Origin of the sequence: Serratia sp. PF-27 (assembly GCF_030053255.1) — a bacterium.
GTDB classification, from domain to species: Bacteria; Pseudomonadota; Gammaproteobacteria; order Enterobacterales; family Enterobacteriaceae; genus Serratia; species Serratia bockelmannii.
Map to the genome: position 1 here is coordinate 657,017 of NZ_JASGBT010000022.1, position 15,701 is coordinate 672,717.

13 protein-coding genes are annotated in these 15,701 nt (G+C 58.1%); 9 read left to right on the forward strand and 4 right to left on the reverse strand.

The features are described from left to right. Nucleotides 1-32 precede the first annotated feature (32 nt). Both QMZ29_RS22490 and QMZ29_RS22495 read left to right on the forward strand, forming a co-directional pair. Nucleotides 33-2,099, forward strand: coding sequence for an McrB family protein (locus QMZ29_RS22490; protein WP_261425243.1), 2,067 nt, complete (start codon nucleotides 33-35; stop codon nucleotides 2,097-2,099). Then, nucleotides 2,092-3,378: an McrC family protein gene (locus QMZ29_RS22495; protein ID WP_261425242.1), complete on the forward strand. Its 1,287-nt coding sequence runs from the start codon at nucleotides 2,092-2,094 to the stop codon at nucleotides 3,376-3,378. Before QMZ29_RS22490 ends, QMZ29_RS22495 begins: the two co-directional genes overlap by 8 nt. 61 nt (nucleotides 3,379-3,439) lie before the next feature. Here QMZ29_RS22495 and QMZ29_RS22500 read toward each other — a convergent pair whose 3' ends face one another. Together QMZ29_RS22500 and QMZ29_RS22505 are read right to left on the reverse strand one after the other, a co-directional pair. Beyond that, nucleotides 3,440-4,558, reverse strand: a complete 1,119-nt coding sequence (locus QMZ29_RS22500) for an HNH endonuclease (protein ID WP_261425241.1) — start codon at nucleotides 4,556-4,558, stop codon at nucleotides 3,440-3,442. Nucleotides 4,559-4,793: 235 nt separating this feature from the next. Continuing rightward, nucleotides 4,794-5,102, reverse strand: coding sequence for a hypothetical protein (locus QMZ29_RS22505; RefSeq protein ID WP_164099981.1), 309 nt, complete (start codon nucleotides 5,100-5,102; stop codon nucleotides 4,794-4,796). A gap of 536 nt (nucleotides 5,103-5,638) precedes the next feature. Here QMZ29_RS22505 and QMZ29_RS22510 point away from each other — a divergent pair. Genes QMZ29_RS22510 through QMZ29_RS22520 form a run of 3 tightly spaced genes read left to right on the forward strand, consistent with a single transcriptional unit; the run spans nucleotide 5,639 to nucleotide 7,041 of the window. Next, the gene (locus tag QMZ29_RS22510; RefSeq protein ID WP_048795350.1) at nucleotides 5,639-6,172 is read left to right on the forward strand and encodes a hypothetical protein; all 534 of its coding nucleotides are present in this window, start codon (nucleotides 5,639-5,641) and stop codon (nucleotides 6,170-6,172) included. 11 nt (nucleotides 6,173-6,183) lie between these two features. Then, nucleotides 6,184-6,609: a putative T6SS immunity periplasmic lipoprotein gene (locus QMZ29_RS22515; protein ID WP_261425240.1), complete on the forward strand. Its 426-nt coding sequence runs from the start codon at nucleotides 6,184-6,186 to the stop codon at nucleotides 6,607-6,609. Between the two features lie 12 nt (nucleotides 6,610-6,621). Beyond that, nucleotides 6,622-7,041, forward strand: a complete 420-nt coding sequence (locus tag QMZ29_RS22520) for a putative T6SS immunity periplasmic lipoprotein (RefSeq protein ID WP_197769262.1) — start codon at nucleotides 6,622-6,624, stop codon at nucleotides 7,039-7,041. Between the two features lie 42 nt (nucleotides 7,042-7,083). Here QMZ29_RS22520 and QMZ29_RS22525 read toward each other — a convergent pair whose 3' ends face one another. Both QMZ29_RS22525 and ascF read right to left on the reverse strand, forming a co-directional pair. Further along, entirely contained in the window at nucleotides 7,084-8,514 is a 1,431-nt protein-coding gene (locus QMZ29_RS22525; protein ID WP_261425239.1) for a 6-phospho-beta-glucosidase, read from the reverse strand. 16 nt (nucleotides 8,515-8,530) lie between these two features. Then, the gene (gene ascF, locus QMZ29_RS22530; RefSeq protein ID WP_261425237.1) at nucleotides 8,531-9,973 is read right to left on the reverse strand and encodes a PTS cellobiose/arbutin/salicin transporter subunit IIBC; all 1,443 of its coding nucleotides are present in this window, start codon (nucleotides 9,971-9,973) and stop codon (nucleotides 8,531-8,533) included. Nucleotides 9,974-10,257: 284 nt separating this feature from the next. On the opposite strand from ascF, the gene QMZ29_RS22535 reads away from it, so the two are divergent. From QMZ29_RS22535 to QMZ29_RS22550, 4 genes are all read left to right on the forward strand, one after another. After that, nucleotides 10,258-11,280 (forward strand): LacI family DNA-binding transcriptional regulator, encoded by a 1,023-nt coding sequence (locus QMZ29_RS22535; protein WP_145956992.1) that lies wholly within the window; start codon nucleotides 10,258-10,260, stop codon nucleotides 11,278-11,280. Nucleotides 11,281-11,403: 123 nt separating this feature from the next. Next, nucleotides 11,404-12,282: a helix-turn-helix transcriptional regulator gene (locus tag QMZ29_RS22540; protein ID WP_060434065.1), complete on the forward strand. Its 879-nt coding sequence runs from the start codon at nucleotides 11,404-11,406 to the stop codon at nucleotides 12,280-12,282. 100 nt (nucleotides 12,283-12,382) lie between these two features. Continuing rightward, on the forward strand, nucleotides 12,383-14,059 hold the full coding sequence (locus QMZ29_RS22545) for an ATP-binding cassette domain-containing protein (RefSeq protein WP_173888167.1): 1,677 nt from the start codon (nucleotides 12,383-12,385) through the stop codon (nucleotides 14,057-14,059). Continuing rightward, complete coding sequence (locus tag QMZ29_RS22550; RefSeq protein ID WP_261425234.1) at nucleotides 14,049-15,686, forward strand: ATP-binding cassette domain-containing protein; 1,638 nt, start codon at nucleotides 14,049-14,051, stop codon at nucleotides 15,684-15,686. The genes QMZ29_RS22545 and QMZ29_RS22550 overlap by 11 nt, the downstream gene beginning before the upstream one ends. The last annotated feature ends 15 nt before the right edge of the window (nucleotides 15,687-15,701 follow it).

Below are 15,701 nucleotides of genomic sequence, written 5' to 3' on the forward strand. Positions count from 1 at the left end.
CCCCTAAAATGTCACAGTATAGGAATTTCGTGATGGATATCGTTGCCGATATTGAAGCAGGTAAGCTGACTCTCGATGAAGTGATCGGTTCTCTGGCCGAATATAAAGACTATTCGCATTCAGAGTGGGATCGTCGTTACCGTGAATTCACTGCGTCACTTCAGCAAACGCCGACATTTTCTGAGCCCGAAACGGATGATCTGGTTAAACGGCTTTGGTACGAGCGTGATAATGGTATTGCCAGTATCCGGCAGGGCGTTCCATCGTTGGCTGAATTCCAACAAAGCCTGCCGTTATTCAGAGAGCTGACCGAGCGCATTCGTCGCCAGCCTAATGAACAAACTTACCAATATGTAGAAGCCGCTTTGCAGCAAGCCAAGGAGAGCGGGCAGCTCAAGCGAATGTATTGGAGTTTGCGGAATCGTGTCTTTGCGGCGTTTACACCGGCAGCCTGCACCAGTACTGTGGACGAGAATGCATTCACCAAAACGGCGACGTTTCTGAATGATCGATTTTCCCTGGCGCTCATGCTTACCGGAAATTGGCTGCAAAAAAACCATGAACTGAAGAATGCGATTAACGCACGGTTACCAGATGCGGACCCTTACTATGTCAACATGGCAATCTGGCATCTTTACGAATTGCTACGTGAGCGAGATGGCGAACAAAAGCAACAGGAAGTGGCTAACCATCTTGCCGTAGAAAGCCATAAAGTCGTGAGCCCGCAGATACCGCAGCACTCACCTGTGAACGCTATCTACTTTGGTCCACCGGGCACCGGGAAGACTTTCGTCTTGCAGCAAAAGATGAAGGAGTACACCACCCAAGCGGCCTCCGCTGACTATGATGCTTGGTTAGATTCTCGTCTCGAAACGCTGAACTGGATGCAGGTGACTGCGTTAGTTTTGTTAGATCTTAATAGAAAAGCCAAAGTTCGTTTGCTGATTGAGCACCCTTGGTTCCAGCGTAAAGCGCTACTGAATGGCCGCAGCAGTAATCTATCGCAAACTGCGTGGGCAACGCTGCAATCCTTTACCGTGCCAGAGTCTACTACGGTTGAATATAAAGGCCGCCGTGAGCCCGCGATTTTCAATAAAACGGCAGAGAGTGAGTGGTTCCTGGTTAAGCCGCAGCTAGAACAAGTGGAAGACCTTATCTCGCTTTATGATGAGTTAAAGCGAGGCCCACAAACCGCAGAGGCGATTCAGCGATTTGCCGCAGTCACCTTCCACCAATCCTATGGTTATGAAGAGTTTATTGAAGGGATGCGAGCCCGTGCAGATGACAATGGGAATATTTCTTACCCCATAGAGCCGGGTATTTTCATGCGGCTATGCCAGCGGGCCAAGGCCGATCCGGCGCATCGCTATGCCATTTTTATTGATGAGATCAATCGTGGCAATATCTCCAAAATTTTCGGCGAGCTGATTTCTCTTATAGAAATCGACAAGCGCGCTGGGATGAGCAATGCAATGAGTTTGCAGCTGTCTTATAGCGGCCAAGTATTCAGCGTTCCTGGCAACGTAGACATTATTGGTGCAATGAACACTGCGGACCGTTCGTTAGCGCTGATGGATACCGCATTGCGTCGCCGATTCGACTTTGTTGAGATGATGCCGGATCTTTCATTGCTCAGCGGGGCGAGAGTAAAGGGCATTGAGCTTGAGCCTTTGTTAGAGAAGATTAATAGCCGAATTGAGGCGCTCTACGATCGTGAGCATACTTTAGGGCATGCCTTCTTTATGCCAGTTAAAAAAGCCTGTGATGCGAAGGATGAAGACTTGGCATTTAAACAGCTGAAAGCGGCCTTCCAGAAGAAGATCATCCCCTTATTGCAGGAATACTTCTTTGACGACTGGAACAAAATCCGTTTGGTATTGGCGGATAATCAGAAACAAAACGACAGCCTCCAATTCGTGATGGAGCAAAGCGACGATCTGGAGATTCTTTTTGGTGCCGATCATGGTTTACGGCGCCACGATCAGCAATCAACCGCCTACGAACTGAAAGCGTTTGAGCATGAAGTCTGGGATTTGCCACAGGCTTACCGTGCGATCTATCAACCTGAAGAAGCCACTCAGGCTGTACAAAATGGGTAAGGTGATCTCTGTTTTTGAGTATGACCTGTTAGGCGTTGAAAAAGAGTCGCCGGTTGGCGCTGTTCCTCTTCCTCCTGAGGTTTTTGACTATTTAGAATCGCTTAGCCTAACCAGTGAGAAAGGAAGCCAGCTGCTTAAACTCACCTCACGTTCTGGGCGCCGATTGCTACAGGTACAGAATTACGCAGGGATACTCTATACCCCCTATGGCCTGCAACTGGAGATCCTGCCCAAGATAGGCAAAAACCTTACGTTGGGGCAAGCGCGCGAAACGCTACTGATTATGCTAAGTCATCTGTCTGGATTTAGGCATATTCAAACCCAGCAGGCTTCAGTTCATGCGCAACGAATGCCTTTACTGGAGATCTTTATCAACCAGTTTTTGCATAGCGTTAGCCAGCTACTTAAGCAGGGACTGCGGTCAGATTACGTGAAAGAACAGGCTAACTTGCCCTTTATGAAGGGCAAGTTGATGCTGTCAGCGCAGTTACGCCATAACGTAGTGAACCGTCATAAATTCTATCTTGATTACGATGATTACTTACCTGATTGTGCGGCCAATAGGCTATTACGTTCTGCACTTTATCAGTTGGGTAACCTGAGCCTGTCCTCAGATAATCAACGTTGGTTACAGGAATTACGCTTTGCTTTTGATGGTATCCCGTCGAGTAGAGATATAAAAGGTGACATATCGAGTTTGCGTTTGGAACGCGGTATGGCTCATTACCATGAGCCTTTGGCGTGGGCGCAGTTGATATTGCAGGGTATGAGCCCCAGCGCTCTACAGGGCGATGCTAAAGCGTTGTCACTCCTGTTCCCGATGGAGGCGGTATTTGAGTCCTTTGTCGCGTCAACGCTTGCTGACGAATTGCCGGATGGTTTCAAGGTGAAGCCGCAGGCTGCAAGCTATTCGTTGGTTAAACATGGTGAGAGGGACTGTTTTAAGCTGCGCCCAGATTTGTTGATTCAATCACGTCATCCGGTCAGTACCAAAATGGTGCTAGATACCAAATGGAAGCTGATTAATAACAACTCGCAGGAGAAACCTCTCTATGGCATTGCACAATCCGATCTCTACCAAATGTTTGCCTATGGCCAAAAGTATCTTGGTGGCTCAGGAGATATGTATTTAATTTATCCTGCGCATGATGATTTCAATCACCCAGTACGCCAGCATTTCGCATTTTCAGACACACTCAGGTTATGGGTTGTCCCTTATCAAATCTCCGCAAAGCGTGGGCAGAGAATGATGTGGGGAAAAGATAATCCCTTTATCTAGGATTATCTTTTCGAAAGGCAACACGGGGTGTTTCGATCTAGAGGCACTGTAATAAAACTGGCTATTTATATGCAGCCTCTTTCAACTCCAACTTCACCATCAGCTGCTTATTCACCTCTTTCCCATCCACCCCGCTATGAATCCGCCGATGGCAAGTAGGGCAAATAGCACCCACCCACTGCGGGTGATCGGGGCCTTCGTCGGCTAAGCGTTTGGTGTGGTGGGGTTCAAGGTAGGGATCGCCGTTCCTTTTCTTGAATGGGGCCGGCAGATCGCAGGCTTCACAGATGCCATTGGCGCGCTTCAGCACGTATTTTTTTACGTCTTCGCTGCGTTTGAACCAGGATTTTTTGCTGTCGCTCTGTTGGCGCTGGCCTGATTGCTTTGAGGACTGCAGTGCCTTCTTGCGTAACTGTTCGAGCGTTTCTGTCTGCGTATCGGCTTCATCGGTGTCTGCATCTTCTTCAACCGCGTGCAGTGACGAGACTTTGAACAGGTTAAAGGTAATGCCTTGGCGCATGTTATTTTCTAAGTCTAAGCACTGAATATGATCCCAAGAATCGCACTCAAACATGCCAAGATAGCGAACGCCTTTTTCTTTCTTGTTGTCTTCGAACAGGAAGATGTCTTTGCCGTCTTTTTTATGGTCGCGGATGGATTTATTGCCACGAATAAATTCCATAGGGCCTTTTTGGCCTTCTCCCGTATAAGAGAAGCTGCCTTCGGCTGTCCATCCATCTTTGTAGCCGTAGGTTTCGCCGCTTTCTCCGGTGAAGATAAAGATTACCGGGAATTCCCGCGGGGTCCAGATACCGCCTTGTAGCTGTCCGCCGTAGAGCTCGATAAGTGCTTTGCGTGTGTACAGTTTGCCTTCGGTTAAATAGTCAAAAGGATGCGGCGTTTCGACGATCTCAAAACCGAGATCTTTGAGAAATTGGATGGTTTTTTCCGTTCCGCTATCGGCGTTGACTCCCTTAAACGGATAGCCATGCTGCTCACGGTATGCTCTAGCGGCAATGCCTCGGATGTCGTACTTCTCGCCATTATAAAGAAGGGTGTGTTTTTTAAATCGTTTTATTTCATGTTGTTTTAAGAATTCATCTCTGCCAAGTTTTTTATATTCTTCGATGGCTTTTAAAACGGATTCTTTTGAAGATAACGCCTCTATTGCAGTTGCCAAAACCACTCCCTCATATTACCGAGTTGGCTCTGAGCAATGTGCTTGCTGACGAGAGCAGTATGCATCAATACCCAGCAGTTAACTCATCGATTTACCGAATGCGTTAACTATGCCAGGTAGGGGAGGAAATGCCTACCTTGATGAATGCTTTTGTTGTGATATGTCAGTCAGATCTATTGGAAATCCTGAATGGGAAGGGCGACAAGTGCAGGCATCGCCCTGATTGTCGCTTACGTTAGCTGCAGGCTTCCATCTCCCGCAACGCACGCCCATAAAGGTTACACAACGCAGGAACCAGATGCGCTGTAGCATTGAGATAGCGATTCATCTGCTCCCAGCCTTCGGTATCCAACTGTGGGTGCTTTTGCAGCAAGTGACCAAACAGCATCAGGCCGTGGCACAGCCCTTCCGCTTGCTCGGCAGAGAGTGCGGCCAGGTCTAAAAGTTCTGAAGGGTTAAAAGCGCTGAGATCGAGGTGGTTAAACAGTTGGCGGTAGAGGATAAGGGTGCTTTCAACGGATTCTGTAGTGGGAACCTTTGTCATGGGGGCATCTCCGTATGTCATTGGTTAATGACTATCACCAGAGACGCTAAACTCGGGTGGTAGCCCAGACGGGGTTAGCGTCACCGGGACATACGAACCGGCGCTTCTTGCGAAGCCCCCGCCTGAGCCACCATTATTTGGAGTGAACTAAAGCTGCTGCATTATTACATAATACAGCGGTAATATGTCAGATTCGGAACGCTAACTCCGGCTGCGGATTTTGCCGCAGCAGAAAAACTATAACGTTATCAGTAAAAGGAAAAAATAAGCCGTATGGAATTACAGGCTGTTTACTCATGAGGTTGGAATGCAGATCGCAGTTATTAAATTTTAATTCAGGCTAATCAGTTAGGATAATTCATTTGCTAAATGAATTATTAAATCTGTGAATTTTGTTGTCACGAAATACGTTGAGGTGAATGAATGTAAAAAGAATGGTTGAATGTTTATCCTGTGTACCTAGGGTGCTATTATCAACCTCTTTTTTAATACTCGCGGTAGTGAGTTTTTTAAAATAATGACAGGGATGCACTACGATGGAAAAGAAAGAGGGGGCTTTAAGGCTATTAACCTCCGGGGAGATCGGCCTTGCGAAGTCGGTATTTGGTGGTTCAATTATTTATGGGAAAGTCTGGGTTCATCACGATAGCTATTTCCCCTTTGGCTTACAAAATCGAAACACTGCGATGTCACCCAATGGTGAGCTGTATTTTAGAGACTGGTACGTGCCCGATTTCTCAAAGGAAGGGTATAGTCATAAACATCTTTTCATCCATGAAATGGTTCATGTTTGGCAATACCAGCGTGGTATGTGGGTTAAGACCCGAGGCCTCTACAGTTGGTTGGCAAATTACAGTTATGAACTGGATGGCTCCAAACTCCTAAAGAACTACGCTATGGAGCAACAGGCTCAGATCGTTGCTGATTATCATTTGTTGACCTCTTCAGGTTATGCTGTTTGGAGAAACCGCTTCGGCAAGGAAGTGACTTACAACGGTAATGACTATGCCGATGTGAGAAAAGTAAAAGAAAAATATGAGAAAGTGTTAGTCGGTTTTCCTTACAAGTAAGAGGATTGGTTATGAAGGCGAGACTGTTCTGTGCCGTTGTTGGTGTGACCTTGCTAAGCGCCTGTGTAGGCGATCGTCTCGATCAGCGCTATGCGCCGGATATCCCTATCGCCGCCCATGTTAAAGAGAATGGAGACATCTGTATCTATCCTTCACCAAAGGAAAACGAAAGGCAAGATACGCTCTATCTCACGGGTGATGCTGATGAGAAATTGATTGAGGTGGGGAATCAGGATCTTAAAAAGGGCATTTGCGTTACGCAGAACGATTACCCATTTCAGGAAAATCATACCTATAGCATGAGGCTAAATTTTGTGCCGATTGAGAAGCGCAGAAACCTGCAGGATGTTTCCGGCAGGGCCTTTATTGCTCACTTCAAAGTGACAAAGCTCAATGGTGTTTACGAAATTGAAAATATCACACAGGGCAGCAGATAACGTAGGGACAAAATGAAACGGATCTTCCCCCTCACTTTCCCCTTCCTGCTCGCCGGCTGCCCGTCGATAGGCGATCGTATCCCCGTAGACTACCCCGCAACCGCCGGCTTGCGTGAGGGCAAAGTATGTATCACCGTTCAGCCGCTGGGAGACGAAAAGCTCGCGGGCATCTCGATCTACCGATTGGATGAGGCGCAGAGCCGCACGTTCAAATTCTTCGATCCGCTGCGGGATGTCGCCCCCAATCAGTGCGTCCCTGATGAGGGCTACGTATTTACGCCGGGGCAGCAATACCATTTCTCCGCGAAGCTGGTCTCCCTCAACAAACAGCAGGCGGGCGAGTTTCCCTCTGCGCGTGAATTCGTCGCCGAATTTGCTGTGCGGCAGGAAGGCAATCAACTTAGGTTGGAAGTCCTCCGTCCCCCACGCTAATCTCACCACCAGCGCCCAACCCTCCTAGCCTCCGACCCAAACCTACCCCAAATCCCCCCCGTTGCTGGCAATCACTTTCTTATACCACCAGAACGATTTCTTGCGGGTGCGGGCGAGGGTGCCGTTGCCCTGGTCGTCGCGGTCGACGTAGACAAAGCCGTAGCGTTTGCTCATTTCGCCGGTCGAGGCGGCCACCAGGTCGATGCAGCCCCAGGTGGTGTAACCCAGCACCGGCACGCCGTCGGCGATGGCGTCGGCCATGGCGCGGATGTGTTCGCGCAGGTAGCTGATGCGGTAGTCGTCCTCAATCTCGCCTGCTGCATTGAACTCGTCGTGCGCGCCCAGGCCGTTTTCCACCAGGAACAGCGGCTTTTGGTAGCGATCGTACATCATGTTCATGGTGATGCGCAGCCCCAGCGGATCGATGCCCCAGCCCCAGTCGCTGCGCGGCAGGTGCGGGTTCGCCAGCGATTTCACCACGTTGGCGGCGCTGCTGTTGTTGTCGTTCATGTCGGCGGAGGCGCAGCGCGAGGCGTAGTAGCTGAAGGAGACGAAGTCGACGGTGTGCTTCAGGATATCGGCGTCTTCCGGTGCCATGACGATGCTGACGCCTTTCTCGCGGAAGACGCGGGCGGCGTAGGAGGGGTAAGCGCCGCGCGCCTGCACGTCGATAAAGAACAGGTTCTCGCGGTCTTTCTCCAGCGCGGCCCACACGTCTTCCGGCTTGCTAGACCACGGGTAGAAGTTGCCGCCGGCCAGCATGCAGCCCACCTGGTTGGCGGGGTTCACTTCGTGGGCGATGCGCGTCGCCAGCGCGCTGGCCACCAGTTCGTGGTGCGCGGCCTGGTATTTCACCTGTTCGGGGTTCTCGTCCGCTTCAAACACCAGCCCCGCGCCGGAGAACGGGCTGTGCAGCAGGATGTTGATCTCGTTGAAGGTCAGCCAGTATTTCACCAGTCCGTCGAAGGCTTCGAAGCAGGTGCGGGCGTAGTGGGTGAAGAACTCCACCATCCTGCGGCTGCGCCAGGAGCCGTATTCGGTCACCAGGTGCATCGGCACGTCGAAGTGGCACAGGGTCACCAGTGGCTCGATGCCGTATTGGCGGCACTCTTCGAACAGGCTGCGGTAGAAGGCGATGCCCTCGGGGTTGGGCGTCAGCTCGTCGCCGTTGGGGTAAATCCGGCTCCAGGCGATGGAGGTGCGGAACACGGTAAAGCCCATCTCCGCCATCAGCGCGATGTCGTCGCGGTAGCGATGGTAGAAATCGATGGCGTCGTGGCTGGGGTAAAACTCGTCGTCGCGCAGGCTAAAGCGCTTCTCCAGCCCGAGTTTGACCGCCATGCGGTGCGGGCCGTGCGGGATCATATCGACGGTGGTCAGCCCTTTGCCGCCCTCGCGATAGCCGCCTTCCGCCTGGTTGGCGGCTAAAGCGCCGCCCCATAAAAATCCTTTAGGGAATGTTGAATCGGACATGCAATCCTCTGGTGTCTCAATGCGTTGCGCTGGCGGCGTTCGCCGCCGGTGCGGTTTGGCCGGGCGCGGCGGCGTTTTCCGGCAGATCCTCGAAGCCCAGCATCAGCGTGAGCGCGAACGACAGCACCACCGAGAGCGCCATCACCGCCACCACCCACACGATGCTCATCGGGTTGGCCGGATCGAAAAACTGCACGCTGGTGAACAGCCCGGGCGAGGCCATCGAATGGCTGGCCAACCCGCCGATGCCGGCGACCGCGCCGCAGACGAAGCCGCTGATCAGGCTGGCGACCAGCGGCCGCTTCAGGCGCACCGCCACGCCGTACAGTGCAGGTTCGGAAATCCCCGCCACGATGGCGGAGGCCGCGGCGGCCAGCGCGGTCTGGCGCAGCTCGCGGTTCTTGGTTTTCAGCGCCACCGCCAGCGAAGCGCCGCCCAGCGACAGGTTGGCGCCGATCTCCGAAGGCATCACCATGCCTTCTTTGCCGGTCTCGGCGATGGTCTGGATGATGGTTGGGGTAAACACCCGGTGCATGCCGGTGATCACCAGCAGCGGCCAAATCGCCCCCATGATGGCCACGGAGAGCCAGCCCAGGTAGCCGTGCACGGTGTAGACCAGCGCAGAGATGCCGCTGCCGATCCAGATGCCGAGCGGGCCGATAAGCAGAATGGCGATCGGCGCGGCGATCAGCACGATCAGCATCGGCTTGAGGAAGTTCTTGGTCACCGCCGGGGTGATGCGATCCACCCCACGTTCGATGTGCGACAGGATCCAGGTCATCACCAGCGCCGGGATCACCGTGTAGGTGTATTTCACCGCCGTCACCGGGATGAAGGCGAATTCCACCGCCTGGCCCTGCGCCGCCTTGGCCATCAGATCGATAAAGTTGGGATGCACCAGCACCCCGGCGATGGCGATCGCCAATGACATGTTGGTTTTGAACTTCAGCGCCGCCGAGGCGGCGACCATCACCGGCAGGAAGAAGAACGCGCCGTCGCCGATCACGTTGAGGATGACGAGGGTCGAGGAGCCTTTCTCGAATACCCCGGCCATGTCCAGGATCATCGCCAGCAGCTTCACCATCGAGCCGCCGATGATGGCGGGGATCAGGGGCGACATGGTGCCCACCAGCGCGTCGAGAATGCCGGCGCCGATGCCCTTCAGGGTGAGCTTGCGCTTCACCGGGGCGGCGGGGGCCGCCGCGCCCGGCATGCCGAGCGCCAGCACCGCCTGATAGGCCTTGGCCACCTCGTTGCCGATGATCACCTGGCACTGCTCGCCGCTGTGCACCACGCCCAGCACGCCGTCGATGGCCTTCAGCGCCGGCGTGTCGATCCGCGTTTTGTCTTTCACCACGAATCTCAGGCGGGTCATGCAGTGGGTCACGGTCTCGATATTGCCCGTGCCGCCCAGGGCGGCCACGATGGCGTGCGAGATCTCTGCGTAGTTCTTCGGCATGGCGTGTCGTCTCTCAGATAGCAATTCGGATAGCCCAAAGGCGAATATTTACTGCCTGGGCGATCCGTCGTTCCATCCGTATGAAACGCCCATAAGAAACCGGTTTCACAAAATCATGTATTGGTGTTTTGTTGTTGGCAAGAACTATGATTTTTGGCGTTTCGTTTTCGTGATCTGGATCGTCAGAGGTAAGCGCATACCGATGTGCAGGGGCGTGAAAACGTTCCAAACGCCGGGCGTCTTGGGTAGACTGCGCTGAACCCATGGATTTTGGCGGCGCACAGATGGCAACGATACTCGAGGTGGCGAAAAAGGCCGGCGTTTCAAAGGCGACGGTGTCGCGCGTTTTGTCCGGCAGCGGCTATGTCAGCGAGGAGAAACGCGCGTTGGTGGATAAAGCCATCGCGGAAACCGGCTATCGGCCCAACCTGCTGGCGCGCAGCCTGGCGACCAACACCACCCAAACCCTCGGTCTGGTGGTCACCAACACTCTCTACAGCGGCAACTATTTCAGCGAACTGATGGCGCAGTCGGCGCGCATCATGGAGGCGAACGGCCGCCAACTGATCCTGGCGGACGGCAAGCACACCGCCGAAGAGGAGCGGGCCGCCATTCAGTTTTTGCTGGATCTGCGCTGCGACGGGGTGATTATCTATCCGCGTTTTCTGTCGATCGCGGAAATGGACGAGATCGTCTCCCAACACCGCCAGCCGATTCTGGTGATCAACCGGCGGCTGCGGCTGAACGACAGCTACTGCATCTTCAGCGATCAGCACGCCGCCGGCGCGGCGGCGGTGGCGCACCTGATCGCGCGCGGCCATCGCGACATCGCTTTTATCACCGGCTCGCTCGATTCCCCCACCGGGCTGGAGCGGCTTTCCGGCTACAAGTCCGCGCTGGCGCAGCAGGGCATTGCGGTTAACGAGGCGTTGATCGTCGAAGGAAAATGGCACGCGCAAAGCGGCGTGGCGGCGGTCGATGCGCTGCTGGCCGGCGGGCAGCCGTTCAGCGCCATCGTCGCCGGCAACGACGAGATGGCCATCGGCGCGATGAAGCGGCTGGCGGAGCGCGGCGTGGCGGTGCCGGAGGCGGTATCGGTCATCGGCTTTGACGACATCCCGCTGGCGCCCTATACCGTACCGTCGCTGTCGAGCATGAAGATGCCGGTCACCGAGATGATCCAGGAGACCATCAACCGCCTGCTGTCGATGCTGGACGGCGGCGAGCTGAGCAAGCGCCCCAGTTTCCCGGCCAGCCTGATCGAGCGCGAGTCGGTGGCGGCGGGGCCGTATTGGGTTGGTAACTGATCTGCCGATTTTTCATCCATCGCCTCAATAGACAAACCCGTCGGCCGGCCTTATATTGCTAATGAGAATCACTATCAAAAACCTCGCCGACGGTCGGCGTCATCACTCACAGGCAGGGCGAACATGTCTACGTCCCCTCAACGGTTACTGCAGGAATATCATCAGCAAGCGCAGGACTATGCGCTGTCGGACATGCTGCGCGCGCGGCGCGGCGTGTTGGCCGCCGACGTCGATATCGAGCTGGATGAACCCCACCGCGCGGGCCTGAAGATCGTGGTGATCCGCCGCGGGCGTCTGCGCTGTGAAAGCGGAGCGGGGCCGCAGGTGGAGCTGAACGGCCCTTCGCTGTTGCTGGCCGCCGGGCGGGACGACTTCGTGTTGAACAACCTGTTCCAGGCCGGCGAACCGCTCGATTACACCCTGATGCAGTTCTCCGCCGCCTGGCTGGAACAGAACGATGTCCGCCTGCCGCCCGGCCTCGATGGGCGGCGGCATGCGCAGTTGGTGCCGCTGGCGGCGCCGGCAGCGCTGATTGGCCAGGCCCGGCAGCTGTTCGCCTGCCCGTTGCACGAGTCTCAGCGCGGGCTGTGGTTCAGCGCCAAGGCCAACGAACTGGCGGCGCATTGCCTGCATCAATGCTGGAACCGCAGCGCCGCCGCGCCGTCTGTTGGCGTGCGCCTGGCTGCGCGGGACGTGGCGCGCCTGCAGCTGGCGCGTGAAATCCTGTTGGCGGAGATGGAGCAGCCGCCGAGCCTGGATCGACTGGCGCAACGCGCCGGGTTGAATACCCGCAAACTCACGCAAGGGTTCCGCCAGCTGTTTGGCGCCAGCGTGTTCGGCCTGCTGCAGGAGCACCGGCTGCAAACCGCCTGGCGCTTGCTGAGCGAGCAGGATCTGCACGTTTCCACCGTCGCCTGGCAGGTGGGTTATACGCCGGCGCACTTCTCCGTCGCTTTCCGCAAGCGTTTTGGCGTCATGCCCTGCGACGTCAAAAAGCGTTAGCCACGCAATCGAAAGAAAAAGTCCCGCCGGCGAAAGCCTTTGCGGATGAAGGCGCCCGCCGCTTGTGGCTACAGTAGGCGCCTTTGCCGTGGAGGATCTCATGCTGAGTGACCTGCGGGCGCTGACGCGTCCTTTCCGCATCATGTTGTATTCCGCGCTGGCGCTGCAGGCGCTGGCCGGCGTCAGCTCGCTGTTTCCCTGGCTGGCGATCGCCCGGCTGGTGGACGCCTCACCGGCGGCCTATCCCTTTTGGCTCGGCGTCGCCGCCGGTGGCCTGGCGCTGTGGCTGTTCGCCCAAACGCTGGCGCTGCATCTGACTCATCTGCTTGACGCGCGTTTGTGCCACCGGCTGCGCAGCCAATTGGCCGCCAAGCTGGCACGCCTGCCGCTGAACTGGTTTGTGCGACAGGGCGAGAGCGGCGCCGCCCGGGCGCTGTCGCAGGACATTCAGGCGCTGCATCAGCTGGTGGCCCATGCGCCGGCGGAACTGGTGCAGCTGGCCGTCGTGCCCGGCTGCGCGCTGGCGCTGCTGGCGGCGGTGCAGTGGCCGCTGCTGCTGTTCGCGCTGATACCTTTGCTGGCGGCCGCGCTGCTGTTTCGCGTCATCCGTTCGCCGCGCCTGCGGCCGGCGTTTGAACAACGCGATCGGGCGTTTCGGCAGTTGAACGACGATTATCGGCAGCTGGCGGCGCATCCGCTGTTGGCGCGCCAGTTTCCCGGTGCGGGCATCGAAGCGCGCGCCCGGCAGAGCCTGCGGGACTTTCTCGCCGCCTTTCACCGCTGGCTGCGGCGTATCGGCGCGCTCGGCGCCGTGACCCAATTGCTGCTCAGCGCCGCGCTGTCGGCCGGCTGGCTGTTGCTCGGCGCCCGCTGGCTGGCGCCCGATCTCACGCTGGCGGAGCTGGCGCTGTTCGTGTTGCTGTTGCGCAGCGTGTCGCAACCGGTGATGGCGATGGGGCACGGCGGCGATGCATTGCGCGCGGCGACGCTGGCCGCCGGCCGCATTCGGGCGCTGCTGGCGCATCCCGAAATACGCTGGGGAGAGCGCTCGGCGATCGCTTCGGCGCCGCAGGGGGCGGCGCTGCGGCTGAGCGATCTCGGTTGCCGACAGGACGAACGCTGGTTGTTGCAGGGCGTCAATCTGGCCGTCGAACCGGGGGAATGGCTGGCGATTGTCGGGGCGTCGGGCAGCGGTAAAAGCACGCTGCTGCGGTTGATCGCTCGTTATAGCGAGCCGGATAGCGGAACGGTATCGCTCAACGGCGTGCCCGCCGACGCGTTTTCGGCGCAGGCATTCAATCAGATGGTGGCCGTGGTGCCGCAGGAGCATGCGCCGCCGGCGATGTCGCTGCGCGACAACCTGACGCTGTTCGCCGCCGGGGCGGAGGCGGCGCAGCTGCGGCGCGTGCTGGCCGCGCTGGGGCTGGCGGCGCGTTTGCAGGAGCGGTTGGATGAGGCGCCGTCGCTTTCCGGCGGGGAGGCGCAGCGTCTCGCCATTGCCCGGGCGTTGCTGGCGCGGCGGCCGCTGCTGTTGGCCGACGAACCGACTTCGGCGCAGGATCGGCAGAGTCGCGAACGCATCCTGACGGCGCTGGCGCAGCTGCCCGCCACTCGGCTGGTGGCAACGCACGACGCGGAACTGTGCCGCCGCGCCGATCGGGTGGCGGTGCTGGCGGAGGGGCGGTTGCTGGCGGTCGGCACGCCCGCCGCGCTGGCGCAACATCCGGCGCTGCTGGCGGCGTTGGCCGAGCGCCGGGAGGTGGACGATGAAGCGTGAGCTGGCGCAGGCGCTAGCCCCGGCGCTGCTGTTGATGGCGTTGGCCGCGGCGCTGGAGGGCGTCTGCGCCTTGCTGCTGGCGGCGGCGGTGGCGAGCTGGCGGCAAAATCCCGGCCATTGGTTAGGGTTGCTGGCGCTGGCCACGCCCCTCGCGCTGGCGGTGCAGTATGCGGCGGCCACCCGCGGTTTCTTCGCCGGCGGCGCGGTGATGAACGCGTTGCTGCGGGCGCTGTTCCGCCGTCTGCCGCGCGCGCTGTCGCCGCAGGAGCAGGCGCCGGGCCTGTTGACCGGGGCGATCGGCCAGGCGATGTCGGCGCCGGCGCACCTGCTGGCGCCGCTGGTTGGCGCGATCGTCACGCCGTTGACGCTGGTCGCCGGGCTGGCCTGGCAGAGCCTGGGAATGGCGCTGGCGTTGCTGGCGGCCGGCGTGCTGCTGGCGCTGGTGTTGCGCGGTTCGGCGGTCCGGCTGCACCGGCGAGAGCGGGAGCTGGGGGAGGCCAACCAGAATATCGAAGGGGCGCTGATGCAGTTTGCCCGTCATCAGGCATTGCTGCGCTTCGGCTACGGGCAGGCCGCCGCCGCCGAAGCGCTGACGCAGCGGTTGGATAGCCATCATCGAGCGTATGCCGCGCTGCTGCGCCAAAGCCTGCCGTATCATCTGCTGTTCAGCGCCGGGTTGCAGCTGACGCTGTTGGCGGCATTGTGGTTCGGCGCCCATGAGGTGTTGGCGCAGCGCCTGAACGCCGCCCAATGGCTGGCGCTGATGATTGTTCTGGCCCGCTCGTTGGAGCCGCTGCTTCAGCTTTCTTACCTCGATCAGGCGCTGCGTCAGTTGAAGAACGGCTGGGGCCAACTGCGCCAGACGCTGGCGGCGCCCGCGCTGCCGTTGCCGGAGCGGGACGGCCCGGCGCCGCAGGACGACGGCATCGCGCTTGAGGCGCTGAGCCTGGCGGCGGCGCACGGCGGTTGGCGGTTGCGGGAGATAGGCGGAGCCTGTGCCGCCGGAGAGATGTTGGCGATCGTCGGCCCTTCGGGCGCCGGCAAAAGCAGCCTGCTGAGCCTGATGGCGCGCACGCAGGATCCGACGGCGGGGCGGGTGTTCTACGGCGGCCGTGACGTGCGCGCGCTGTCGGCGCGGCAATTGGCGAGCGGGCGCGGCGTGATGTGGCAAGACAATCGCCTGCTGCGCGGCAGCGTGCGCTGGAATCTGACCCAGGGGCGAACGGATATCGGCGATGAGCGTCTGCTGGCGCTGTTGGCGGCGCTGGATCTGCCGCCCGACGTGCTGGAAGAAGAGGTCGGCAGCGACGGCGATCGTTTCTCCGGCGGGCAGAAGCAGCGGCTGTGCCTGGCGCGCACGCTGCTGCAGGGGGCTCCCCGGCTGCTGTTGGATGAACCGGGCGCCAGTCTGGATCGGCGCAACGCCGAGCGCGTGGCGGCCCTGCTGGCCGGCTGGCCCGGCACGCGGGTTGTCGTCACCCACGATCCCGCGTTGGCCTGTCGGGCGGATCGGGTATGGGTGCTGGAAGGCGGGCGGCTGACGGCGGCGGGCAGCCCGGATGCGCTGCGCGAGGCGGGGGGGTGGTTCGCCCGTTTCTGCCAGGCGAAAATGACCGGCGATCGATAGAGAAACTCCGGCAAT